Origin of the sequence: Citrobacter sp. ANG330 (genome assembly GCF_047467925.1) — a bacterium.
In the GTDB taxonomy this organism is placed as follows: Bacteria; Pseudomonadota; Gammaproteobacteria; order Enterobacterales; family Enterobacteriaceae; genus Citrobacter_A; species Citrobacter_A amalonaticus_G.
In genome coordinates this window covers 20,193-42,203 of the sequence record NZ_JASJUI010000006.1, presented here as the reverse complement: position 1 = coordinate 42,203, position 22,011 = coordinate 20,193, and the positions used below count along the sequence as shown (strand labels likewise).

Here is a 22,011-nt window from a genome sequence, read left to right as displayed (position 1 = left end):
CAGAGAGGTCTATTAGGCTCAATCGAGGCGAGAACGCGGATTGACGTTATGGTACTGACCGGGGATGGACGCCAAAAATACATAATAAGGAAACAGGATGAACAACACACATCTCTCTAAGAGCGTCGACGCCCTTAAACCCTCCGCTATCAGGGAATTACTCAAACATAGCAAAATGCCTGGCGTGATTTCGCTGGGCGGCGGTATTCCCAGCCCGGAACTGTTTGATAACACAGGGCTGGAAATGGCCACGCGCAACATGATGGAAAATCAGTTTCTGGATGCGTTCCAGTACGGCCTGAGCGAAGGTTTTCCGCCTCTGCGTGAAGCCATCAGTCAGTTGTGCCAGAAACGAGGTATTCAGGCCGCGTCTGACGCAATCCTGGTGACCAATGGTTCACAGCAGTCGCTGGATATCCTGGCGAGAACGATGATCAATCCGGGCGACAAAGTGGTCGTCGAACGTCCGACTTATCTTGCCGCCTTGCAGGTGCTGCAACTTTCTCAGGCGGATATTTTGTCTGTTGGCACGGATAAAGACGGTATGATCGTAGACGATCTGGAAGTGTTGCTACAGAACAACACGATTAAGTTTGTGTACATTGTGCCAACGTTTGGTAACCCCGGCGGCGTGGTACTGAGTGATGCCCGTCGTCAGAAGTTGGTACAACTGGCGAAACAGCATGATTTTGCCATCGTCGAAGATGATCCCTACGGCGAAATTAACTTCACCGACGAGACCTATAAAACGCTGTCCCAGCATGCCCGGGAGAGCGGGTGCCCTGAGCGAGTGATTTACACCTCGACCTTTTCCAAGATTCTGGCCCCAGGTCTGCGTGTGGGTTGGGTAGTACTGCCGGAATGGATCAGACAAAAAGCGACCATCGTTAAACAGGCGACGGATCTGCATACCAGCGCGCATTCGCAGGCGATGGCGGCCAGCTATTTGACGTTAGGCCGTCTGGACGATCAAATTACGCTCATTCGTCAGGCGTATCGTGAGAAATGTAATGTGCTGGCGGATGCGATGCGTAGCGAATTGGGCGAGCATATCTCATTCCATATGCCGCAGGGAGGGATGTTCCTGTGGGGGACGTTCCGTTACGATTTCGATACCACCACCTGGCTTTCCCGCACATTGCAGGAAAAAGTGGTATTCGTACCGGGAGAGTTTTTCTTCTGCGATAATCCGGACAAACGGACGCTGCGAATGTCTTTTGCGACGCCAACGGCGGATGAACTGGAAGAAGCAGTGCGGAGACTGAAAAAAGCATTGCCCTGACTGCGTATTGGCCGGGTCTGAGACCCGGCACTACGCTTAAATACCGGATTCCAGAATACGAATATTCATCTCCAGTACGTCGCCCTTAACGGCTTCGCTGTAGGCTTTCATATGCGGGGTCTGCAGGTGCGCTTCAAGATGCGCGATGCTTTCCCACTGTTCAATCATCACGATTGAATCCGGCGCCGTGGTCTGGAAACTCACGTTAGCCGCATGATCCACCATCGGCGCGTAGCCGTGGCAGCCTTCTTCTTTCAGTACGGTTGGAACGATTTTCGCAAACTGATCCAGGACGGCCTGACGGTGATGTTGTCCCGGACGGGTGCGGATTTCAGCAATAACGGTAAGCATGGTTAACTCCTTCTAATTTCAGATAACCAGTTAACCAAAAATTTTCGTCAGATGCTCGCGATATTCTGCAATTGAGCGTGGTACATCCGGCATTTTAATGACGTCATTGGTAATAAAGGTCGGCAGCGCTTCCATTCCCAGGAATTGATTCGCCTTATGGAACGGCAAATAAACGCCATCAACCCCCACGCCGTGGAAGAACTGATCTTTATCGGTGAAGGCTTCCATCGGCGCGTTCCAGGTCAGGGAAAGCATATATTTTTTGCCCTGAATCAGGCCGCCGGAACCGTATTTTTTCGAGGCATCTGAGCGGGTACGACCATCGCTGGCATACAGTGTGCCGTGACCTTCGGTAAACACGTCATCAATGTATTTTTTAACGGTCCACGGCGCACCCATCCACCAACCCGGCATCTGCCAGATAACCACGTCAGCCCAGACGAAGTTCTGTACTTCTTCTTTCACGTCGTAATCGCCGTCAGCGCGAACGATTTTTACGTTATGCCCGAGGTCACGCAGCGTGCCGTCAGCGACTTCCGTCAGCGTGTCATTCAGTTGGCCGTTGGAATGGGCGAATTTTTTCGCGCCGTTGATAATCAGGATGTTGCTCATTGTTAATCTCTCTCAGAAATGCGTTTGAGGTTAATTTTACGTCAACATGCGGCACGGTGAAATTAGCAAAATGTGCAAAGTCTTTTGCTTTTGATGCAATAATCGAGGATCACCAGCGCATTGTGGCGATAAAACCGCCGTCTGGCGCATTGCCAAACGACACCGTCATTCCGTGCAGCGCGGCAATGCGGCGGACAATCGACAGCCCCAGCCCACTGCCGGTAACCTGCTGGCCTGGCGGGCGATAGAAACGCTCACCAATGTGGGGCAAGACATCCGTCGTGACGCCTGGGCCATTATCTCTGACGGTAAACTGTCTGCCGTCGAGCGTAACTTCAACCACGCTGCCTTTCGGGCTGTAGCGGATGGCGTTATCCAGCAGATTGCGCACCAGCAGGCTTAACAGCAGTGGTTGTCCGGCGCGTGTCACATCGTGGGCATTGATTTGCAAACGCACATCAATCTGCGCCTGTTGTGCGGGCTGCCAGATATCCATAACGGCAGACTGAAGCACGTCCGCAAGAGAGAGCATTGCCACATCCTGCAGGTTATCCAGCGAATCGAGGCGGGAGAGCGTCAGAAGCTGATCGACCAGACGTGTGGCGCGATCGATGCCCGTATGGAGTTGCATCAGCGCTTTCTCCCGCGCTAACGGGTCATCATCTGACAGTTGCGCCACCTCCGTCTGGACTTTCAGCGCCGTTAACGGACTGCGCAGTTCGTGGGCGGCGTCAGAGGTGAAGCGCCGCTCGCGCACCATAGTTTTATGGATTCGGATAAAGAGCTGGTTGAGAGATTCCACCAGCGGGCGCACTTCACTCGGTACGCCGTCTGAACTGAGCGGCTCGCTGGACTCTGGATCGCGTAAGCGCAGCGCCTGCGCCAGCTTTTTCAGCGGCATGAGTTCCCGATGCAGCAGCATAATCAGCAACAGCAGCATTAATGGCAATGCGATAAGCCAGGGGACCAGTTGCGCCGTCACAATCGCCAGCGCCATATCTTCGCGGTATTCCCATTCCTGACCGACGACGATGCGGTACTTACCATCGGCGGAGGTCAGCCAGATAAAGCGCCATTTATCGTCATCGCCAATTAATTGACCGTCATCAAACCCTTCCCGGCGGTAGCTATAAGGGATGTTCTGACCATTGTCGCCATCATGCAGCACCATCTTGCCCTCCGTGGTATAGACGGCAAACGTCAGCACATCATCGTCAATATGCCCGTGCTTGAATTTTTTTGGCGTATGCGCCATCCGTTCTGTCGCATGCAGTTCGTTGATATCGAGCGTAATCAGCCGTTTGGCGAAGAGCATTAACTGCGTATCAAACAATTCATCGACATTATCGGTCGTTTTTTTCCAGGCGACAAAACTCGACGCCGCCCAGGTGATGGCAGCCAGAATCAAAAAGATGAGGGTAAGCCTGACGCGCAGGCTGAGTCGCCGGGTCACGAGGAGGCCTCGCCAAGCGTATAGCCGATGCCGTGGACGGTGCGAATGAAATCGCTGCCCAGTTTGCGACGCAGGTGGTGAACATGCACTTCGACGGCATTGCTGGTGACCTCTTCGTCCCAGTTATACAGCTTCTCTTCGATGAGTTTGCGCGGCAGTACGCGCCCGGTATTACGCATCAGTAACTCCAGAAGTGCGAATTCCTTAGGCTTGAGTATCAGCGGTTCACCCGCCAGCGTTGCAACCCGATCGCCGGGCGTTAAGGTAACCTGCCCGTGACGCAGTTCACTGCTGGCCTGCCCGCTGGCACGACGCATCAGCGCCTCCAGCCTGGCGGCGACCTCAATCAGTGCAAAGGGCTTACACAGATAATCATCCGCTCCGAGGCGAAGGCCTTCCACTCGCTCGGCCAGCGCATCGCGTGCGGTAAGGATAAGCACCGGCTCGCGCTTTCCCTGTTCGCGCCAGTCGCGCAGAATGTCGCGTCCGTCCATTCCCGGTAAGGTGAGATCGAGGATCACCGCGTCGTAAGGCGCGCTGTAGAGCGCTTCTTTCCCCTGACGACCTTCGGTAAACCAGTCGACGCTAAACCCCATTTTACTCAAACCTGTTTTGATGCCGTCGCCAATCAACGCATCATCTTCAACCAGTAAAATTCGCATTTTTCATCCCTGCGCCTGCTGTCATAACGGCAAGTAAACCCTGATGTCGCCTGTGTTGTACAGCAAAAAAGAGACTTTTTTTTGCCTTAAGAACTCGTTAAGGATTACCGTGTTTAATGCTCGTGAGATGACATCAAAGGGAGAAATGATCATGAAGAAATTAGCTGCAATTTTCGCTGTTATGGCGATCTGTTCCGCACCGGTTCTGGCGGCGCAACAGGGTGGTTTTTCCGGTCCGTCTGCGACGCAAACGCAGAGCGGCGGCTTCCAGGGACCTAACGGCAGTAGTACGACGGTAGAAAGTGCGAAATCCTTGCGTGATGACACCTGGGTGACGCTGCGTGGCAACATCGTTGAACGCATTTCCGATGACCTCTACGTGTTCAAAGATGCCACCGGTACGATCAATGTCGACATTGACCATAAACGCTGGAATGGTGTGACGGTCACCCCTCAGGATACCGTTGAAATTCAGGGTGAAGTGGACAAAGACTGGAATTCCGTCGAAATTGACGTGAAGCAAATCACTAAAGTCAGCAAATAATCCCTGTCAGGGCCGCGTTCGCGGCCCTTTTCTTTGTGACTCAACGCGTCAGATAAGGTAGTATCTGCGGCAATATTGCCCGAAAAGATACCGCGTATCTGGCGGGCTTACAGTTGAGGAATCACGATTAATGAGCGATATGGCAGAGCGCCTTGCGCTGCATGAATTCACGGAAAACGCCTATCTGAATTATTCCATGTACGTCATCATGGACAGGGCGTTGCCGTTTATTGGCGATGGTCTGAAACCCGTTCAGCGCCGCATCGTCTATGCGATGTCAGAGCTGGGGCTGAACGCCAGCGCCAAATTTAAAAAATCCGCCCGTACCGTCGGCGACGTGTTGGGTAAATACCACCCGCACGGAGACAGCGCCTGCTATGAGGCGATGGTGCTGATGGCGCAGCCGTTCTCTTACCGTTACCCGCTGGTTGATGGCCAGGGGAACTGGGGGGCGCCGGACGATCCGAAATCCTTCGCGGCGATGCGTTATACCGAATCCCGCCTGTCAAAATACGCCGAACTGCTGCTGAGCGAACTCGGCCAGGGAACCGCTGACTGGGTACCAAACTTCGACGGAACGATGCAAGAGCCGAAAATGCTGCCCGCGCGTCTGCCGAACATCCTGCTTAACGGTACGACTGGTATCGCAGTCGGCATGGCGACCGATATTCCGCCGCACAACCTGCGTGAAGTGGCAAAAGCCGCGATCACCCTGATTGAGCAGCCGAAAACGACGCTGGACGAACTGCTGGATATTGTCCACGGCCCGGACTACCCGACCGAAGCGGAAATCATTACTCCGCGCGCCGAAATTCGTAAAATTTATGAAAACGGGCGCGGCTCCGTGCGCATGCGCGCGGTGTGGAAGAAAGAAGACGGCGCGGTGGTGATTACCGCGCTACCGCACCAGGTTTCCGGCGCGCGCGTGCTGGAGCAAATCGCGGCCCAGATGCGCAATAAAAAGCTGCCGATGGTAGACGATTTGCGCGATGAGTCAGACCACGAAAACCCGACCCGTCTGGTGGTGGTGCCGCGTTCCAATCGCGTGGACATGGAGCAGGTGATGAACCACCTGTTTGCCACCACCGATCTGGAAAAGAGCTATCGTATTAACCTCAATATGATCGGTCTTGACGGGCGTCCGGCGGTGAAAAACCTGCTGGAGATCCTCACCGAGTGGCTGGCGTTCCGTCGCGATACCGTGCGTCGCCGTCTGAACTATCGCCTGGAGAAAGTCCTCAAACGCCTGCATATCCTGGAAGGTTTGCTGGTGGCGTTTCTCAATATTGACGAAGTCATTGAGATCATCCGGACGGAAGATGAACCCAAACCGGCGCTGATGTCGCGTTTTGGTATCACCGAAACACAGGCCGAAGCGATCCTCGAACTGAAATTGCGTCATCTCGCCAGACTGGAAGAGATGAAGATTCGCGGTGAGCAGGATGAACTGGCGAAAGAACGCGATCAGTTACAGGCCATCCTCGCGTCGGAACGCAAAATGAATACCCTGCTGAAGAAAGAGCTGCAGGCCGATGCCGACGCCTATGGCGACGATCGCCGTTCACCGCTGCGCGAACGTGAAGAAGCGAAAGCGATGAGCGAACATGACATGTTGCCGTCTGAGCCGGTGACGATCGTGTTGTCGCAGATGGGCTGGGTGCGTAGCGCCAAAGGCCATGACATCGACGCGCAGGGGCTGAACTACAAAGCGGGCGACAGCTTTAAATCCGCAGTGAAAGGGAAGAGCAATCAGCCCGTGGTGTTTATCGACACCACCGGGCGCAGCTACGCTATTGATCCGATCACGCTGCCGTCGGCGAGGGGTCAGGGCGAACCGTTGACCGGCAAACTGACGCTACCGCCAGGCGCGACCGTTGAGCATATGCTGATGGAAGGCGATGAGCAGAAACTGTTGATGGCATCGAATGCGGGTTACGGTTTCGTCTGTACGTTCAACGATCTGGTGGCACGTAACCGTGCCGGTAAGACGTTGATTACGCTCCCGGATAATGCTCGTGTGATGCCGCCGGTGGTGATTGAAGATGAAACGGACATGCTGCTGGCGATAACGACGGCCGGACGTATGCTGATGTTCCCGGTCAGCGATCTGCCGCAGTTGTCGAAAGGCAAAGGGAACAAGATCATCAACATTCCGTCTGCTGAAGCGGCGCGAGGCGATGATGCGTTGGCGTTACTCTACGTTCTGCCGCCGCAAAGTACGCTGACGATTCACGTCGGCAAACGTAAGATCAAACTGCGTCCTGAAGAGTTGCAGAAGGTGGCAGGCGAGCGCGGCCGTCGCGGGACGTTGATGCGCGGTTTGCAACGTATCGATCGCATCGACATTGATTCGCCGCGTCGTGCCAGCAGTGGCGACAGCGAAGAGTAAGACGTTTTAAGCGCCTGAAGGCATGAGTAGGCCTGATAAGGCGCAACGCACCGCCATCAGGCAACACTATCGTGCCGGATGGCGGCGTTAATACCTAATCCGGCCTGCGGTTTGAATGATGCCGCCAGGCCGGAAAACAGTAAAATTTCCCGTAAAACCGTTGTTTATTCGTGAGGCGCGATTAACAATACCGTTTTCCAGAGAGCCACATTAACAATACCCTAACCTGATAGCAGGTGACGTAGAATCCCGGGCTCTTAGGCCTTCAGAGGTTGTTATGCTATTTATTTTTCGACTTATTATTACCGTTATCTATTCCATTCTGGTGTGTGTATTTGGTTCTCTTTACTGCCTGCTCAGCCCGCGTAACCCAAAGCACGTCGCGACCTTCGGCCATATGTTTGGTCGTCTGGCGCCGGTGTTCGGTCTGAAGGTGGAGTGTCGTAAACCCGCGGATGCGGAAAGTTACGGCAACGCAATTTATATTGCCAATCACCAGAATAACTACGATATGGTGACCGCCGCGAATATCGTTCAGCCACCGACCGTCACTGTCGGAAAGAAAAGCCTGCTGTGGATCCCGTTTTTTGGCCAGCTGTACTGGTTGACGGGTAACCTGCTGATCGACCGCAATAATCGTGCGAAAGCGCACGGCACGATTGCTGAAGTAGTGAATCATTTTAAAAAGCGTCGTATCTCCATCTGGATGTTCCCGGAAGGGACCCGCAGCCGGGGGCGTGGCCTGCTGCCGTTTAAAACCGGGGCTTTTCATGCCGCGATTGCGGCCGGCGTCCCGATTATTCCGGTGTGCGTGTCCAATACCTCGAATAAAATTAATCTTAACCGCCTGAAGAATGGCCTGGTGATTGTGGAAATGCTGCCGCCGGTGGATATCAGTCAGTATGGTAAAGATCAGGTTCGTGAACTGGCTGCGCACTGCCGCTCGTTGATGGAACAAAAGATTGCTGAACTGGATAAAGAAGTCGCCGAGCGAGAAGCCGCCGGGAAGGTTTGATCCAGGTTTTTTGCAGGAAACGAGTTCCTGCCCGTATTTTAGCCAGTTTTACATGGAGCTTATATGTCACTCAGTCGGCGTCAGTTCATTCAGGCATCGGGGATCGCTCTGTGCGCAGGTGCCGTTCCGCTGAGGGCCAATGCTGCCGGTCAGCAACAGCCGCTGCCCGTTCCGCCGCTCCTGGAGTCCCGTCGGGGCCAGCCGCTGTTTATGACGCTGCAGCGTTCGCACTGGTCGTTTACCCAAGGGACGCGTGCGCCGGTCTGGGGGATTAACGGGCGTTACCTCGGGCCGACGATCCGCGTCTGGAAAGGGGATGACGTTAAGCTGATCTACAGTAACCGTCTGGCGGAAAACGTCTCAATGACCATCGCGGGTTTACAGGTTCCGGGGCCGCTGATGGGCGGTCCGGCGCGCATGATGTCGCCAAACGCCGACTGGGCGCCGGTACTCCCCATCCGTCAGAACGCCGCCACGCTGTGGTATCACGCCAATACGCCGAACCGCACCGCGCAGCAGGTTTATAATGGCCTGGCCGGGATGTGGCTGGTAGAGGATGAGGTCAGTAAATCGCTGCCGATCCCCAACCATTACGGTGTCGATGACTTCCCAATTATTATTCAGGACAAGCGTCTGGATAACTTCGGCACGCCGGAATACAGCGAACCCGGAAGCGGGGGCTTTGTTGGCGATACGCTGCTGGTTAACGGTGCGCAAAGTCCTTACGTGGAAGTCTCTCGCGGTTGGGTGCGCCTGCGTTTGTTAAACGCTTCTAACTCGCGCCGCTATCAGTTGCAGATGAGTGACGGACGCGCGCTGCACGTGATCTCGGGCGATCAGGGCTTTTTGCCTGCGCCGGTGTCGGTAAAACAACTGTCGCTGGCGCCGGGCGAGCGCCGTGAAATTCTGGTCGATATGACTAATGGCGATGAAGTGTCGATTACCTGCGGCGAAGCGGCGAGCATTGTCGACAGGATCCGTGGCTTCTTTGAGCCGTCGAGCATTCTGGTTTCGACGCTGGTGCTGACGCTGCGCCCAACTGGCCTGTTACCGCTGGTCACTGACAGCCTGCCGATGCGTTTGCTGCCGACTGAAATCATGAGCGGTGCGCCGATTCGTAGCCGCGATATCAGCCTGGGCGACGATCCGGGCATCAACGGGCAACTGTGGGACGTGAACCGCATTGATGTCACTGCCCAGCAGGGTTCCTGGGAGCGCTGGACGGTGCGGGCGGATATGCCGCAGTCGTTCCACATCGAAGGCGTGTCGTTCCTGGTGCGTAACGTCAACGGCGCGATGCCGTTCCCGGAAGATCGTGGCTGGAAAGATACCGTCTGGGTGGATGGGCAGGTCGAGCTGCTGGTTTACTACGGACAGCCTTCCTGGGCGCATTTCCCGTTCTACTTCCACAGCCAGACGCTGGAAATGGCGGACCGTGGTTCCATCGGTCAAATTCTGGTGAATCCGGCGCCGTAATCCTCTTCTCTCTCGCGGTGCTACGCGAGAGAGATTATCTTTCGATTTCTCTTACGTTCCGGCATATAATCGCCGGCCTTTGATTATTTTTTTACCATTTTTGGAAGCACTATGAGCGCAATATCCCTGATCCAGCCAGACAGAGATCTCTTCTCCTGGCCTCAGTACTGGGCGGCCTGTTTTGGTCCCGCTCCTTTTTTGCCGATGTCACGCGACGAAATGGATCAACTTGGCTGGGATAGCTGCGACATTATTTTGGTTACCGGTGATGCGTATGTCGATCACCCAAGCTTTGGCATGGCGATTTGCGGCCGTATGCTGGAGGCCCAGGGCTTCCGGGTCGGCATCATTGCGCAGCCCGACTGGAACAGCAAAGACGACTTTATGCGTCTGGGCAAACCGAACCTGTTTTTCGGCGTAACCGCCGGCAACATGGACTCCATGATCAACCGCTACACTGCCGATCGCCGCCTGCGCCATGACGATGCCTACACGCCGGATAACGTCGCGGGCAAGCGACCGGACCGCGCTACGCTGGTCTATACCCAACGCTGTAAAGAGGCCTGGAAAGATGTGCCGGTGATCCTCGGCGGTATCGAAGCGAGTCTGCGTCGTACCGCGCATTATGATTACTGGTCCGATACCGTGCGCCGTTCCGTGCTGGTGGATTCTAAAGCCGATATGCTGATGTTTGGCAACGGCGAGCGTCCTCTGGTGGAAGTGGCGCACCGTCTGGCGATGGGCGAAAGCATCGATCAGATCCGCGATGTGCGTAACACCGCGATCATGGTGAAAGAAGCGCTGCCAGGCTGGAGCGGCGTGGATTCCACGCGTCTGGATACGCCAGGGAAAATTGACCCGATTCCGCATCCGTATGGTGAAGACTTACCGTGCGCGGATAACAAACCGGTGGCACCGAAAAAGCAGGAAGCAAAAGCCATTACCGTGCAACCCGCGCGTCCGAAACCGTGGGAAAAAACCTACGTTCTGCTGCCGTCCTTTGAAAAAGTGAAGGGCGACAAAGTGTTGTATGCGCACGCTTCGCGGATTCTGCATCATGAAACCAACCCCGGCTGTGCGCGTGCGCTGATGCAAAAGCATGGCGACCGCTATATCTGGATCAACCCGCCGGCGATCCCGCTCTCCACTGAAGAGATGGACAGCGTTTTTGCCCTGCCGTATAAGCGCGTGCCACACCCGGCATACGGCAACAGCCGTATTCCGGCCTACGAGATGATCCGTTTTTCCATCAACATTATGCGCGGCTGTTTCGGCGGATGTTCCTTCTGTTCGATCACTGAACACGAAGGACGCATTATTCAGAGCCGTTCTGAAGATTCGATCATCAATGAGATCGAAGCGATCCGTGATACTGTGCCTGGTTTTACCGGCGTGATCTCCGATCTCGGCGGACCGACGGCTAACATGTATATGCTGCGCTGTAAGTCACCGCGCGCAGAACAGACCTGTCGTCGCCTGTCGTGTGTTTATCCGGATATCTGTCCGCATATGGATACCAACCACGAACCGACCATTAATCTCTATCGCCGTGCGCGCGATCTGAAAGGAATCAAGAAGATCCTGATCGCCTCCGGTGTGCGTTACGACATTGCCGTGGAAGATCCGCGCTATATCAAAGAGCTGGCGAGCCATCACGTTGGCGGCTATTTGAAGATTGCGCCGGAGCACACCGAAGAAGGACCGCTGTCGAAGATGATGAAGCCGGGCATGGGCAGCTATGATCGCTTCAAAGAACTGTTCGACCTCTACTCGAAGCAGGCGGGGAAAGAGCAGTATCTGATCCCATACTTCATCTCTGCTCACCCGGGGACGCGTGATGAAGATATGGTAAATCTGGCGCTGTGGCTGAAGAAACATCGCTTCCGTCTCGATCAGGTGCAGAACTTCTACCCGTCGCCGCTGGCCAACTCGACCACCATGTATTACACCGGCAAAAACCCGCTGGGTAAAATCGGTTATAAGAGTGAAGATGTGGTGGTGCCGAAGGGCGATAAGCAGCGTCGTCTGCATAAAGCGCTGCTGCGCTATCACGATCCGGCAAACTGGCCGCTTATTCGTCAGGCGCTGGAAGAGATGGGGAAAAAACATCTGATTGGCGGACGTCGCGAGTGTCTGGTGCCTGCGCCGACGCTGGAAGAGATGCGTGAGGCGCGTCGTCAGAACCGTAACACCCGTCCGGCGCTGACCAAACACACGCCGGTGGCGCATCAGCGTCAGAGCTTTGCCGCCAATAAAAAGCGCGGTAAGGTGGCCGGGCGATAAATCAACCTTCCCGGTATAACGGGTGGGTGTGATGGTAAGCATGAGGGCTGCGCTGGCAGCCCTTTTTTATTGCTTAATACAGTCCTAACACCTTCCACCACGCGAGGCCGACGGTCAAAAAGACTGCCTGATTAAACAGACTGATGACAAAACCCGTTCGCCACCAGACACCCGTGGGGACATACCCGGCGCCAAACAAAATCGGCCCGCGAGCGTGAGTGTACTGCGTCAGAGAGCAATACAGACTGCTGGTGAAGGCCAGCATCAGCGCCATGGGCGCTGCCGGAATATGCAGGTGTAGCCCGACGCCGAGAAACACGGCATACAGCGCGGCGATCTGTGCATTGCCGCTGGCAAAGAAGTAATGGGTATAGAAATACGCGGCGTTCAGTAACAACAACACGATAACCCAACTGGTGCCGTGCATCGTACTGCCGATGCTGTCGCCAATGAGATTGCCGAACCAGGTGGTGAAGCCCAGTTTTTTCAACTGATTCGCCATCATCAACAGTGCGGCAAACCAGATGAGCGTGTCCCATGCGCCTTTTTCGCTTTTAACATCTTCCCAGCTCAGGACGCCGCTGAGCAGCAGGATGGAAAGGCCCACGAACGACGCCGTGGTCGCATCAACGCCCAGCACATCGCCAAAAATCCACAGAATCAGCAATACGCCGACGGTGCCCAGCATCAGCCACTCACCACGCGACATCGGCCCCATTTGCGCCAGCTCGTTACGCGCCAGCGCCGGGGCATCGGGCGTGTGTTTGATTTCCGGGCGGGTCAGCCAGTACACCAGCACCGGCACGATCAGCAGCGATACCAGGCACGGCAGTAGCGCTGCCATAAACCAACTCCCCCAGGTCAGCGTCACGCCAGCGTTAGCCGCCAGTTTTACCGCCAGCAGATTTCCGGTATAGCCGGTCATAAACAGAGCGGCGGTGACGTCGTTGACGTTACCGATACAGGTGATCAGGAACGTCCCGATTTTACTGCGCGACTCATCTTCCGGGCGAGAATCGAAACTGCGTGCCAGCGAGTCGGCAATCGGATAGATAACGCCGCCGCAGCGTGCGGTATTGCTGGGCATAGCGGGCGAGAGAATCAGGTCGGCAAAGGCCAGACCATAGGCAAGCCCCAGCGTTCTTTTTCCTAACAGACGAATCATCTGTAAGGCGATCCGTCGTCCCAGCCCGGTTTTAATAAAGCCACGGGCGATCATAAAGGCCACGACGATAAGCCAGATCAGCGAGCTGTTTAATTCACTCAGGGCTGTTGTGATGGCCCCACTGGCGGTTTTATCCCCAGCGGCATAAGCGAGGGCAAAAACCGTAATCCCGATAATACCTACCGCGCCGATCGGCAAGACCTTTGCGACAATCGAGGCAATGGTGGCAACGAAGATAATAGCCGAATGCCAGGCTGGCGCGCTTAACCCTGTCGGTGGGGTCAGTTGCCAGAGTATGGCGGCAATAATAAGAATGAGAATTAATGGGAGCCATTTAACTCCCTGAGGTCTGTTTTCCGCCACAGTGTTGACACCTATAAATATTTAATATGAATTGATGATATTTATAATAACCATTGATAATTAGTGGGTTATCTGAAGGTTATGCTGCACTGGGATGTGCGGAAAATACACTGATAACCTGGCGTCAATTGTTTCTTAATGTGTCAGAGAAAAAGCCCGGCAGGAAACCGGGCTTGAAAGGCGAGAATTAGCCGCCGAACTGGTCAGGATCGGGGCCTAAGCGTTTGCCCTGATCGAGCTTTGCAATTTCGCTCAGTTCGTCTTTATCAAGGCGGAAATCCCAGACGTCAAAATTCTCGGCGATACGCGATGGCGTAACGGATTTCGGGATCACCACCAGCCCGTTGTCGAGGTGCCAGCGAATGACAATCTGTGCCGGCGTCTTCCCGTACTTGTCTGCCAGGTCGCGAATGATTTTTTGATCAAATACGCCTTCGCCGCCTTGCGCCAGGGGACTCCAGGATTCGGTCTGGATTTTATGCGTCGCATTCCACGCATGCAGCTGGCGTTGTTGCATCAGCGGATGCAGCTCTATCTGGTTAATCACCGGCGTAACGCCCGTTTCATCAATCAGACGCTGGAGGTGGTTAACCTGGAAATTACACACCCCGATGCTCTTAATCAGCCCCTCTTTTTGTAGCTCAATCATGCCCTGCCAGGCGTCAACATAGTGATCAATTGCCGGAACCGGCCAATGCATCAGATACAAATCAAGATAATCAAGCTGTAGTTTTTCCAGACTCTCCATCAACGCGTCGCGGGGGCGTTTCTGGTCGTCATTCCACAGTTTCGTGGTGATGAATAACTCATCGCGGGGGATACCGGCGTCGGCTAGCGCTTTACCCACGCCGTCTTCATTTTTGTAGGCGGCGGCGGTATCAATGGAACGATAGCCGACCTCCAGTGCTTTATGAATGGCGGAGACGACCTCGTCGTTACCGGCTTTCCATACGCCTAACCCCAGTTGGGGCATTACGTTGCCATCCTGAAGCTTAATTACGGTTTGGTTTGCCATTTTTCCTCCTTCATTTACTCATCACCGGAGGGGAGCCTCCGGTGATGTGGGGTGACTTAAGTCTGGACGAAATGCCCAAAAACGAAAGTCAGAGGTGAAAAAAGCTTAGCGAGCTGCCTCGTAAATGCGGCGGCTGACATCCAGGGTAATATCTTTGTGTTCACCCAGTTGCGTCATGCCGTGCTCTTCCAGTTTCGCCAGCAAGGCCGGAATTGAACTGCCATCAAGGCCATAGCCAGACAGGCGCGTCGGGACGCCCAGTTGCTCGAAGAAATTACGGGTGGCCGCAATGGCTGCGTCGATACGCTCGTCTTCAGTGCCGTCGGTGATGTTCCATACGCGCTCGGCGTATTGCAGCAATTTAGCGCGTTTGGTATCACGTTTCTCATTCCACAGCGCGGGAAGTACGACCGCCAGCGTCTGCGCATGATCCAGACCGTGCATAGCCGTCAGTTCGTGGCCCAGCATATGCGTTGCCCAGTCCTGCGGCACGCCAGCGCCAATCAGGCCGTTCAGCGCCTGAGTCGCTGCCCACATCACGTTGGCGCGAACGTCATAGTTTTCCGGGTCTTTTAGCGCTTTCGGGCCGTCTTCAATCAGCGTCAGCAAAATGCCTTCCGCAAAGCGATCCTGAATTTTGGCATCGACCGGATACGTCACATACTGCTCAACGGTATGCACAAACGCATCAACCACGCCATTGGCCACCTGACGCGGCGGCAGGGTGTAGGTATAAACCGGGTCCAGTACCGCAAAGACCGGCTGCACATGTTCAGAATGGAAAGCCTGCTTATCGCCGGTGGTTTTGCGCGAGATAACTGCGCCTTTGTTGGATTCCGAACCGGTGGCGGGCAGCGTCAGCACGGACCCCATCGGGATTGCGCTTTTGATGTCGCTCCCGCTGGTTTGCAGGATGCGCCATGGATCAACACCGTCCGGGTAATGCGCGGCAGCGGCGATAAATTTAGTGCCATCAAGGACAGACCCCCCGCCGACGGCCAGCAGGAAGGTCACCTTCTCGTCACGGGCGATTTTGACTGCGTTCATCAGCGTTTCGTAGGAAGGGTTAGGCTCGATGCCGCCAAATTCGCGGACATCCAGACCTTTCAGGGCGTCCTGAACCTGTGCCAGTACGCCAGTCTTTTTCACACTGCCGCCACCATAGGTGATGAGAACGCGAGCATCCTGTGGGATTTGCGCACGCAGTTCAGCGATTGCGCCTTTACCAAACAGAATGCGAGTCGGGGTATGCAGATTAAAATTATTCATTGCTCGTTCCCTTATGTGGGTAAAAAAGAGGGCAGGCGGAGGTCTGCCTGATGGAGAACATTGTGGTCGCGCACGGCTATCCTCTCAATGCTCATTTCTGCCAATGTCTTGCCCATTTCTCCAGAGTGCTGGAGAAAAACGATAAATTTGCGCACAATCAAGGCGTCGTCATCCGTTGAGAAAATAACCTGTTATGAACCGAGAAGAGATCTGTTTACTGCTGACAGATAAAGTTAAGCAGTTGAAAAACAATGAACATAAACTCAGTGAGCTGCTGCCGGACATTCGTCTGTTGTATGGTATCGAACCGGGTTTACGGACACCCGTGATGTACGACCCCGGCATCATATTTCTCTTTTCCGGCCATAAAATCGGTTACATCAATGAGCGGGTTTTCCGTTACGACGCCAATGAATACCTGCTGCTGACCGTACCTTTACCCTTCGAATGTGAAACCTATGCGACACCGGACGTACCGCTCGCCGGATTTCGCATCAATGTCGATATCCTGCAATTGCAGGAACTGCTGATGGATATTGGCGAGGACGAACATTTTCAGCCGTCGATGGCGGCAAGCGGGATCAATTCCGCGACGCTCTCTGAGGAGATTCTCTGCGCGGCAGAACGTCTGCTCGACGTCATGGAGCGCCCGCTGGACGCGCGGATCCTCGGTAAACAGATTATCCGTGAAATTCTCTATCACGTCCTGACCGGACCGCGTGGCGGTGCGCTGCTGGCGTTAGTAAGCAGGCAAACCCACTTCAGCCTGATCAGCCGCGTGCTCAAACGCATTGAAAATAAGTACACCGAAAACCTCAACGTCGAGCAACTGGCGGCTGAAGCCAACATGAGCGTCTCTGCGTTTCACCATAATTTTAAGTCAGTAACCAGCACATCGCCGCTGCAGTATCTGAAAACCTATCGGCTGCATAAGGCGCGGATGATGATCATCCACGACGGCATGAAGGCCAGCGCGGCGGCCATGCGGGTGGGTTATGAAAGCGCGTCGCAGTTCAGTCGTGAATTTAAGCGCTATTTTGGCGTGACGCCGGGAGAAGATGCGGCGCGGATCCGCACTATGCAGGGGAGTTAACGGATGGCGCTGGCCGGATAAGCAGAACGCTATCCGGCAATCAACGTATCAGGCGCTGCAGTATTTCTTCTTAATCACCACCACCACCGTGCCGATCAACCCCGCCGCCAGCAGAAAAATGGGCAGGATCATCAGAAAGGTCATGACCTGATCTTCATGGCGCTTCACAAAGGGGATCATGCTGAGCGCGTAGCCAAAGCTTGTGACCACACCGACCCATAGCAGCCCGCTCAGCCAGTTGAAAAACTGGAAGCGACGGTTGGAGAGCCCGGAAATCCCCGCCATGGTGGGCAGCAGGGTGCGCACGAACGCCAGAAAACGTCCTGCCAGCAATGCCAGCAGACCGTGGCGGTCGAACATGCAGGTCGCGCGCTGGTGGTATTTCGCCGGAAGTTGCGCCAGCCAGCCTTTTACCGTTCGCGTATTGCCCAGCCAGCGCCCCTGAATATAGCTGAGCCAACAGCCGAGGCTGGCCGCTGTCGTCAGAATTATCAGGGTTGGGACAAAGCTCATGACACCCTGCGCGACTAGTGCGCCGGCTAAGAGCAGCAGACTATCGCCGGGTAAAAATGAAGCCGGTAACAGGCCATTTTCTAAAAACAGCGTGGCGAACATCACAAAGTAGACGACGCTAACAACGTGTGGGTCCGCCAGCGCGGCAAAATCGTGTTGCCAGAGCGCAGCGATAATATCTTGAATGACAGCCATGGACTTTCCTGTGGAACAGCGTTTACGCCTTAATGGTCCTATTGTACTCCTGAACAACCCCGGATGCCTTGATCCCAGGCGCAACTCATGCAGACAATTTCGGGAAAAAGTGTCTGCACAGATGTCCATTGGCGTCAATTTTACACGATACGCGAAAATCCGGCGGCTAAATCTGCAATCAGATCGTCAACATTTTCTAAACCAATATGCACACGGATAAGCGTTCCGCTGAAATCCACCCCTCCTTCCGGACGAATTTCCGCAATCTGCTCAGGCTGATTGGCCAGAATCAGCGACTCAAATCCCCCCCACGAATAGGCCATGCTGAAGAGGCTGAAGTGATCGAGATAAGCGGACAGCTCGTCATTATTGAGCTTTTTATTCAGCACAAACGAGAACAGGCCGCTGCTCCCTGTAAAGTCACGTTTCCAGAATTCGTGTCCTTTACTGCCTGGTAACGCCGGATGATTAACCCGTGCGACCTGCGGATGGGCAGCCAGCCATTCGGCAACCTTCAGGCTGCTTTCATGATGCTGACGCAAACGTACCCCCAGGGTACGCAGTCCGCGGCTGGTCATATAGGCGGTATCGGCATCGACCATCTGTCCCATCAAATAGGCATTCTCACGTAACTGATCCCAGCAGCGGGCATTGGCGACGGCCGTGCCGATCATGCCGTCAGAATGACCAATCAGATATTTGGTCGCGGCCTGAATGGAGATATCGATACCAAAATCGAGCGCTTTGAACAGTACGCCCGCCGCCCAGGTATTGTCGATCATGATAATGGCGTCCGGGGCGACGCGTCTGACGGCGGCGACAATCGCCGGTACGTCGTGCACTTCCATCGTCACAGAACCCGGCGACTCAAGAAACACTACTCGGGTATTGGGTTGAATATGCTTTACGATATCGGCGCCCACCAACGGATCAAACCAGCCGGTGGTGACGCCCAGTTTCCCGAGGATTTTGCTACAGAAATCCTGGCTCGGCTCATAGGCCGTGTTGGTCATCAACACGTTATCGCCCTGTTCGACAAAAGCCAGAATCGTATTGGCGACGGCAGCAGCGCCGCAAGGGAAGAGCGCGCAGCCTGCGCCGCCTTCCAGTTCGCACATCGCTTCCTGCAGTGAGAAATGGGTTAATGTGCCGCGGCGTCCGTAAAAGAGTTCGCCGTTAGCGCGGTTGCGGGTGGCGTGCTTTTTGGCCTCGACCGTTTCAAATACCAGTGATGAGGCGCGTTGAATCACGCTGTTTACCGATCCCAGCGTGTATTTTTTGCTGCGCCCGGCGCTGACCAGTTTCGTGTCCAGTTGTTTTTCTGCCATGTTGTGTTTCCTGTTTTTATACGTCTGGACGTCTAAACTACCACGAATGATAAAATACGCATCCCAGGGAATGGGATTAAGCACAATATTTTATCAAAATCGTCTCTCGTGATGTTTTACTGCGTAAGCGCAAAGAAAAGAAACCAAAGGTGCGGCACTATGTAAATAGTAATGAGAACGACTATCAATTCGACGTCGTTTTGATATTATTACGCTCAGGTTTTGTGATTTGCGTCCTGGAGATACAGAGTGGGTAATAATTTGATGCAGACGGATCTTTCCGTCTGGGGTATGTATCAGCACGCCGATATCGTGGTTAAGTGCGTGATGATTGGTCTGATTCTGGCGTCAGTGGTCACCTGGGCTATCTTCTTCAGTAAGAGTGTCGAGTTCTTCTCCCAGAAGCGCCGACTGAAGCGCGAACAGCAACTGTTAGCTGACGCCCGCTCTCTGGATCAGGCAAGTGACATCGCCGCAAACTTTGCTGCTAACAGTCTCAGCACGCAATTACTCAATGAAGCGCAGAACGAACTGGAACTGTCACAGGGCAGCGAAGACAACGAAGGGATCAAAGAGCGCACCGGTTTTCGTCTTGAGCGTCGCGTTGCGGCGGCAGGACGCCATATGGGGCGTGGCAATGGTTACCTGGCGACCATCGGGGCGATTTCACCGTTTGTCGGTCTGTTCGGTACGGTCTGGGGCATCATGAACAGCTTCATCGGGATTGCGCAAACGCAGACGACCAACCTTGCCGTTGTCGCACCAGGTATTGCGGAAGCGCTGCTGGCGACGGCTATCGGTCTGGTTGCAGCTATACCCGCCGTGGTTATCTATAACATCTTCGCCCGTCAGATTGGCGGTCTTAAAGCGATGTTGGGCGATGTGGCGGCGCAGGTGCTGTTACTGCAAAGTCGCGATCTGGATCTGGATGCAAGCGCATCCGCGCATCCGGTGCGTACCGCGCAGAAATTACGTGTAGGGTAAGGCTTCATGGCAATGCGTCTTAATGAAAATCTGGACGATAACGGTGAAATGCATGAAATCAACGTGACGCCGTTTATCGACGTCATGTTGGTCCTGTTGATCATCTTTATGGTGGCCGCGCCGCTGGCGACCGTGGATGTGAAGGTGAATCTGCCAGCCTCCACCAGCACGCCGCAACCGCGTCCGGAAAAACCGGTTTATCTGTCGGTGAAAGCAGATAACAGCATGTTTATTGGCAACGATCCGGTGACGGACGAAACCATGATTGCGGAACTGAACGCGCTGACCGAAGGCAAGAAAGACACCACGATCTTCTTCCGGGCAGATAAAACCGTCGATTATGAAACTCTGATGAAGGTGATGGACACCTTGCACCAGGCAGGCTATCTGAAAATTGGTCTGGTCGGTGAAGAGGTCGCGAAAGCGAAATAGCCGTGTCGTCGCGATGCGATGAGATAAAAGGCCGGGTCATGCGTTATTGCAGCCCGGCTTTTTTATGGCTTCTCGCTTTTCTTCTGCGCCAGATGTTCATTAAGCGCGACGGTGGTGATATTGATTGTGCGGTAGTTACCTTCGGCAAGCTTACGTGTCAGGCGCAACGTTGCCGTCTCGCGTGCCAAAAAATGCTGCCAGGTACTCTCCAGACGCGCCATAATTTTGTCACGCAGTTCCGGGTTGCGCCTGATGATGGCGTTAATCGTCGCGCCATAAATTTCTTCTTTAACCTGTAGCGCATAGATTTCCCGGCGGTTTTGCCATTTCAGACGTACCAGTGCTGCAGGGATAGAGGTGACCTCCTGCGCCACACTTTCAAGAATGGCATTTTTACTGGCGATCAGCGCAGCAAGATTCTGCTTTAAGATAAATTGATCGCTTTTATTATTATCTAAAGCCAAATAGACATTGTTATCTTCAACATCTTTAATCATTGTTATCATCCAGAGAATAGAAAAGGGACGAGTCTTTTTCCCGGGTAATTAAATTAAGCCAAATTTCATTGCCGTTTTCATTTATATGCGTGGTCATTTCAGCCAGTATTTTACTTAAGGTCTGCGCGTCGATATCGCCTTCGGCCTGTAACGCATTAATAACCCGTGCGAAAGTCTCAATTTTTGCCACCCGCTCCAGACGTTCTTTAAAATGACGATCGCGTTCTTCAAGCAGGATATTTTTAGATTGCCCGGTGGGTGTGGTACTCATTAAGATATCGGCCTCATAATCGCTGAGGCTTATTTTGCCCTGAGTGAAATTAACATTGTTTTCTGCTGTTTCTTCTGTCTTGCGTGCGGCTGACAGATGAAAACGCGGCGGGACCAGATGCTCGGGAAGCATGTCACAATATCCTTTAATATCAAAAGTATAGTTATTTTTATTTGGCAGGTCGCGTTGACAATAACATGGGGTAATTTTAGAATCAAAAAAAATGGAGTCATTCTATGAACAGTATTTTTTATTCTGTCATTACTTTGCTATTGCTGACCGTCGGCGTGCTTTTATTAATGCGCGAATTTAATAAACCGCGCAACGCCGAAGAACTGGCCTCTGCGACGCAATCAATGCCGCTGACTAAAGAAGAGGGGGAGGACCATTTTTCCGCGCTGATGAATGCTATTACACCGGTATGGTACTGGCGCGTCAATCACGAATATATTGATTTCCTTCACGCAACGATAAAACGCATGACGATGGCGCAATTGAATGACACGCCAGGGCTGTTTGATGCGCAACGGCGCTGTAGCGATCTCAATTCCGCAGTGTATAAATACTACGATACGATAAAAAAACGCTGTCTCAACGGTGAAAAAGTTCCCCATTCCGATCTCGATGTGCTGAACTTACGCCAGTGTTTCCGGGAATTTAGCGTCGAGGCGTATCCTGCACTGGTAGCGCTGGTGTGGCCTGAGTATCAGCGTCCACAGGTCGAACCTAAGGACGTTTGAAGTGTGTTGATCTGATGTTGCAGAGTGGGGATATCCCGACAGACTGACTCGTCATCAGCACTGAAAAAGGCCGGGCAGC

At 53.9% G+C, this 22,011-nt stretch carries 20 protein-coding genes and 1 pseudogene; 10 read left to right on the top strand and 11 right to left on the bottom strand.

Annotation, left to right across the window (positions count from 1 at the left end; all coding sequences use genetic code 11):
• The first annotated feature begins 97 nt into the window (after positions 1–97).
• Positions 98–1,282: a PLP-dependent aminotransferase family protein gene (locus tag QNN88_RS14445; RefSeq protein ID WP_414240836.1), complete on the top strand. Its 1,185-nt coding sequence runs from the start codon at positions 98–100 to the stop codon at positions 1,280–1,282.
• A 36-nt stretch (positions 1,283–1,318) separates the two neighbouring features.
• Here the strand turns inward: QNN88_RS14445 and QNN88_RS14440 are convergent, their stop codons facing one another.
• The 4 genes from QNN88_RS14440 to qseB form a co-directional block, all read right to left on the bottom strand.
• Positions 1,319–1,633 (bottom strand): putative quinol monooxygenase, encoded by a 315-nt coding sequence (locus QNN88_RS14440; protein WP_414240835.1) that lies wholly within the window; start codon positions 1,631–1,633, stop codon positions 1,319–1,321.
• A 30-nt stretch (positions 1,634–1,663) separates the two neighbouring features.
• Positions 1,664–2,245 (bottom strand): NAD(P)H-dependent oxidoreductase, encoded by a 582-nt coding sequence (locus QNN88_RS14435; RefSeq protein WP_414240834.1) that lies wholly within the window; start codon positions 2,243–2,245, stop codon positions 1,664–1,666.
• Between the two features lie 109 nt (positions 2,246–2,354).
• Entirely contained in the window at positions 2,355–3,698 is a 1,344-nt protein-coding gene (gene qseC / locus QNN88_RS14430) for a quorum sensing histidine kinase QseC (protein ID WP_414240833.1), read from the bottom strand.
• On the bottom strand, positions 3,695–4,360 hold the full coding sequence (gene qseB, locus QNN88_RS14425; protein ID WP_414240832.1) for a quorum sensing response regulator transcription factor QseB: 666 nt from the start codon (positions 4,358–4,360) through the stop codon (positions 3,695–3,697). Before qseB ends, qseC begins: the two co-directional genes overlap by 4 nt.
• 151 nt (positions 4,361–4,511) lie before the next feature.
• On the opposite strand from qseB, the gene QNN88_RS14420 reads away from it, so the two are divergent.
• The 5 genes from QNN88_RS14420 to QNN88_RS14400 all read left to right on the top strand — a co-directional run bounded on the left by QNN88_RS14420 (position 4,512) and on the right by QNN88_RS14400 (position 12,067).
• Positions 4,512–4,904, top strand: a complete 393-nt coding sequence (locus QNN88_RS14420) for a YgiW/YdeI family stress tolerance OB fold protein (RefSeq protein ID WP_414240831.1) — start codon at positions 4,512–4,514, stop codon at positions 4,902–4,904.
• A gap of 130 nt (positions 4,905–5,034) precedes the next feature.
• Positions 5,035–7,293, top strand: a complete 2,259-nt coding sequence (parC, locus tag QNN88_RS14415) for a DNA topoisomerase IV subunit A (RefSeq protein ID WP_414240830.1) — start codon at positions 5,035–5,037, stop codon at positions 7,291–7,293.
• A gap of 277 nt (positions 7,294–7,570) precedes the next feature.
• The gene (plsC, locus tag QNN88_RS14410; RefSeq protein ID WP_414240829.1) at positions 7,571–8,308 is read left to right on the top strand and encodes a 1-acylglycerol-3-phosphate O-acyltransferase; all 738 of its coding nucleotides are present in this window, start codon (positions 7,571–7,573) and stop codon (positions 8,306–8,308) included.
• A gap of 63 nt (positions 8,309–8,371) precedes the next feature.
• Complete coding sequence (ftsP, locus tag QNN88_RS14405; protein ID WP_414240828.1) at positions 8,372–9,784, top strand: cell division protein FtsP; 1,413 nt, start codon at positions 8,372–8,374, stop codon at positions 9,782–9,784.
• A 111-nt stretch (positions 9,785–9,895) separates the two neighbouring features.
• The gene (locus QNN88_RS14400; RefSeq protein WP_414240827.1) at positions 9,896–12,067 is read left to right on the top strand and encodes a YgiQ family radical SAM protein; all 2,172 of its coding nucleotides are present in this window, start codon (positions 9,896–9,898) and stop codon (positions 12,065–12,067) included.
• Between the two features lie 73 nt (positions 12,068–12,140).
• Here QNN88_RS14400 and QNN88_RS14395 read toward each other — a convergent pair.
• The 3 genes and pseudogenes from QNN88_RS14395 to yqhD all read right to left on the bottom strand — a co-directional run bounded on the left by QNN88_RS14395 (position 12,141) and on the right by yqhD (position 15,879).
• Positions 12,141–13,627: pseudogene (locus QNN88_RS14395) on the bottom strand (DASS family sodium-coupled anion symporter).
• Between the two features lie 155 nt (positions 13,628–13,782).
• Positions 13,783–14,610, bottom strand: a complete 828-nt coding sequence (gene dkgA, locus QNN88_RS14390) for a 2,5-didehydrogluconate reductase DkgA (RefSeq protein WP_414240826.1) — start codon at positions 14,608–14,610, stop codon at positions 13,783–13,785.
• A 105-nt stretch (positions 14,611–14,715) separates the two neighbouring features.
• The gene (gene yqhD / locus QNN88_RS14385) at positions 14,716–15,879 is read right to left on the bottom strand and encodes an alcohol dehydrogenase (protein ID WP_414240825.1); all 1,164 of its coding nucleotides are present in this window, start codon (positions 15,877–15,879) and stop codon (positions 14,716–14,718) included.
• A 193-nt stretch (positions 15,880–16,072) separates the two neighbouring features.
• Between yqhD and QNN88_RS14380 the strand changes: the two genes are divergently transcribed.
• A complete protein-coding gene (locus QNN88_RS14380) occupies positions 16,073–16,972 on the top strand; it encodes an AraC family transcriptional regulator (RefSeq protein WP_414240824.1) in 900 nt (299 codons plus the stop codon).
• Positions 16,973–17,020: 48 nt separating this feature from the next.
• Here the strand turns inward: QNN88_RS14380 and yghB are convergent, their stop codons facing one another.
• Entirely contained in the window at positions 17,021–17,680 is a 660-nt protein-coding gene (yghB, locus tag QNN88_RS14375; protein WP_414240823.1) for a DedA family general envelope maintenance protein YghB, read from the bottom strand.
• Between the two features lie 140 nt (positions 17,681–17,820).
• On the bottom strand, positions 17,821–19,008 hold the full coding sequence (gene metC / locus QNN88_RS14370) for a cystathionine beta-lyase (protein WP_414240822.1): 1,188 nt from the start codon (positions 19,006–19,008) through the stop codon (positions 17,821–17,823).
• Between the two features lie 249 nt (positions 19,009–19,257).
• Here metC and exbB point away from each other — a divergent pair, with 249 nt between their 5' ends.
• Positions 19,258–19,992: a tol-pal system-associated acyl-CoA thioesterase gene (gene exbB / locus QNN88_RS14365; RefSeq protein ID WP_414240821.1), complete on the top strand. Its 735-nt coding sequence runs from the start codon at positions 19,258–19,260 to the stop codon at positions 19,990–19,992.
• A gap of 6 nt (positions 19,993–19,998) precedes the next feature.
• On the top strand, positions 19,999–20,424 hold the full coding sequence (gene exbD, locus QNN88_RS14360) for a TonB system transport protein ExbD (protein WP_414240820.1): 426 nt from the start codon (positions 19,999–20,001) through the stop codon (positions 20,422–20,424).
• 62 nt (positions 20,425–20,486) lie between these two features.
• On the opposite strand, the gene QNN88_RS14355 is transcribed toward exbD, so the two are convergent.
• Complete coding sequence (locus QNN88_RS14355; protein ID WP_414241020.1) at positions 20,487–20,918, bottom strand: cytoplasmic protein; 432 nt, start codon at positions 20,916–20,918, stop codon at positions 20,487–20,489.
• The gene (locus tag QNN88_RS14350) at positions 20,914–21,324 is read right to left on the bottom strand and encodes a hypothetical protein (protein WP_414240819.1); all 411 of its coding nucleotides are present in this window, start codon (positions 21,322–21,324) and stop codon (positions 20,914–20,916) included. The genes QNN88_RS14355 and QNN88_RS14350 overlap by 5 nt, the downstream gene beginning before the upstream one ends.
• A gap of 104 nt (positions 21,325–21,428) precedes the next feature.
• Here QNN88_RS14350 and QNN88_RS14345 point away from each other — a divergent pair, with 104 nt between their 5' ends.
• The gene (locus QNN88_RS14345) at positions 21,429–21,932 is read left to right on the top strand and encodes an ESA_00282 family adhesion-associated protein (RefSeq protein ID WP_414240818.1); all 504 of its coding nucleotides are present in this window, start codon (positions 21,429–21,431) and stop codon (positions 21,930–21,932) included.
• Positions 21,933–22,011 lie beyond the last annotated feature (79 nt).

What these genes read in the sequence shown, in the direction of transcription:
- dkgA (WP_414240826.1), bottom strand. Translation starts at nt 14,610, where the DNA reads ATGGCAAACCAAACCGTAATTAAGCTTCAGGATGGCAACGTAATGCCC.
- plsC (WP_414240829.1), top strand. Translation starts at nt 7,571, where the DNA reads ATGCTATTTATTTTTCGACTTATTATTACCGTTATCTATTCCATTCTG.
- QNN88_RS14345 (WP_414240818.1), top strand. Translation starts at nt 21,429, where the DNA reads ATGAACAGTATTTTTTATTCTGTCATTACTTTGCTATTGCTGACCGTC.
- QNN88_RS14350 (WP_414240819.1), bottom strand. Translation starts at nt 21,324, where the DNA reads ATGCTTCCCGAGCATCTGGTCCCGCCGCGTTTTCATCTGTCAGCCGCA.
- QNN88_RS14445 (WP_414240836.1), top strand. Translation starts at nt 98, where the DNA reads ATGAACAACACACATCTCTCTAAGAGCGTCGACGCCCTTAAACCCTCC.
- qseB (WP_414240832.1), bottom strand. Translation starts at nt 4,360, where the DNA reads ATGCGAATTTTACTGGTTGAAGATGATGCGTTGATTGGCGACGGCATC.
- ftsP (WP_414240828.1), top strand. Translation starts at nt 8,372, where the DNA reads ATGTCACTCAGTCGGCGTCAGTTCATTCAGGCATCGGGGATCGCTCTG.
- exbD (WP_414240820.1), top strand. Translation starts at nt 19,999, where the DNA reads ATGGCAATGCGTCTTAATGAAAATCTGGACGATAACGGTGAAATGCAT.
- QNN88_RS14400 (WP_414240827.1), top strand. Translation starts at nt 9,896, where the DNA reads ATGAGCGCAATATCCCTGATCCAGCCAGACAGAGATCTCTTCTCCTGG.
- QNN88_RS14435 (WP_414240834.1), bottom strand. Translation starts at nt 2,245, where the DNA reads ATGAGCAACATCCTGATTATCAACGGCGCGAAAAAATTCGCCCATTCC.
- QNN88_RS14440 (WP_414240835.1), bottom strand. Translation starts at nt 1,633, where the DNA reads ATGCTTACCGTTATTGCTGAAATCCGCACCCGTCCGGGACAACATCAC.
- yqhD (WP_414240825.1), bottom strand. Translation starts at nt 15,879, where the DNA reads ATGAATAATTTTAATCTGCATACCCCGACTCGCATTCTGTTTGGTAAA.
- parC (WP_414240830.1), top strand. Translation starts at nt 5,035, where the DNA reads ATGAGCGATATGGCAGAGCGCCTTGCGCTGCATGAATTCACGGAAAAC.
- QNN88_RS14420 (WP_414240831.1), top strand. Translation starts at nt 4,512, where the DNA reads ATGAAGAAATTAGCTGCAATTTTCGCTGTTATGGCGATCTGTTCCGCA.
- yghB (WP_414240823.1), bottom strand. Translation starts at nt 17,680, where the DNA reads ATGGCTGTCATTCAAGATATTATCGCTGCGCTCTGGCAACACGATTTT.
- QNN88_RS14380 (WP_414240824.1), top strand. Translation starts at nt 16,073, where the DNA reads ATGAACCGAGAAGAGATCTGTTTACTGCTGACAGATAAAGTTAAGCAG.
- metC (WP_414240822.1), bottom strand. Translation starts at nt 19,008, where the DNA reads ATGGCAGAAAAACAACTGGACACGAAACTGGTCAGCGCCGGGCGCAGC.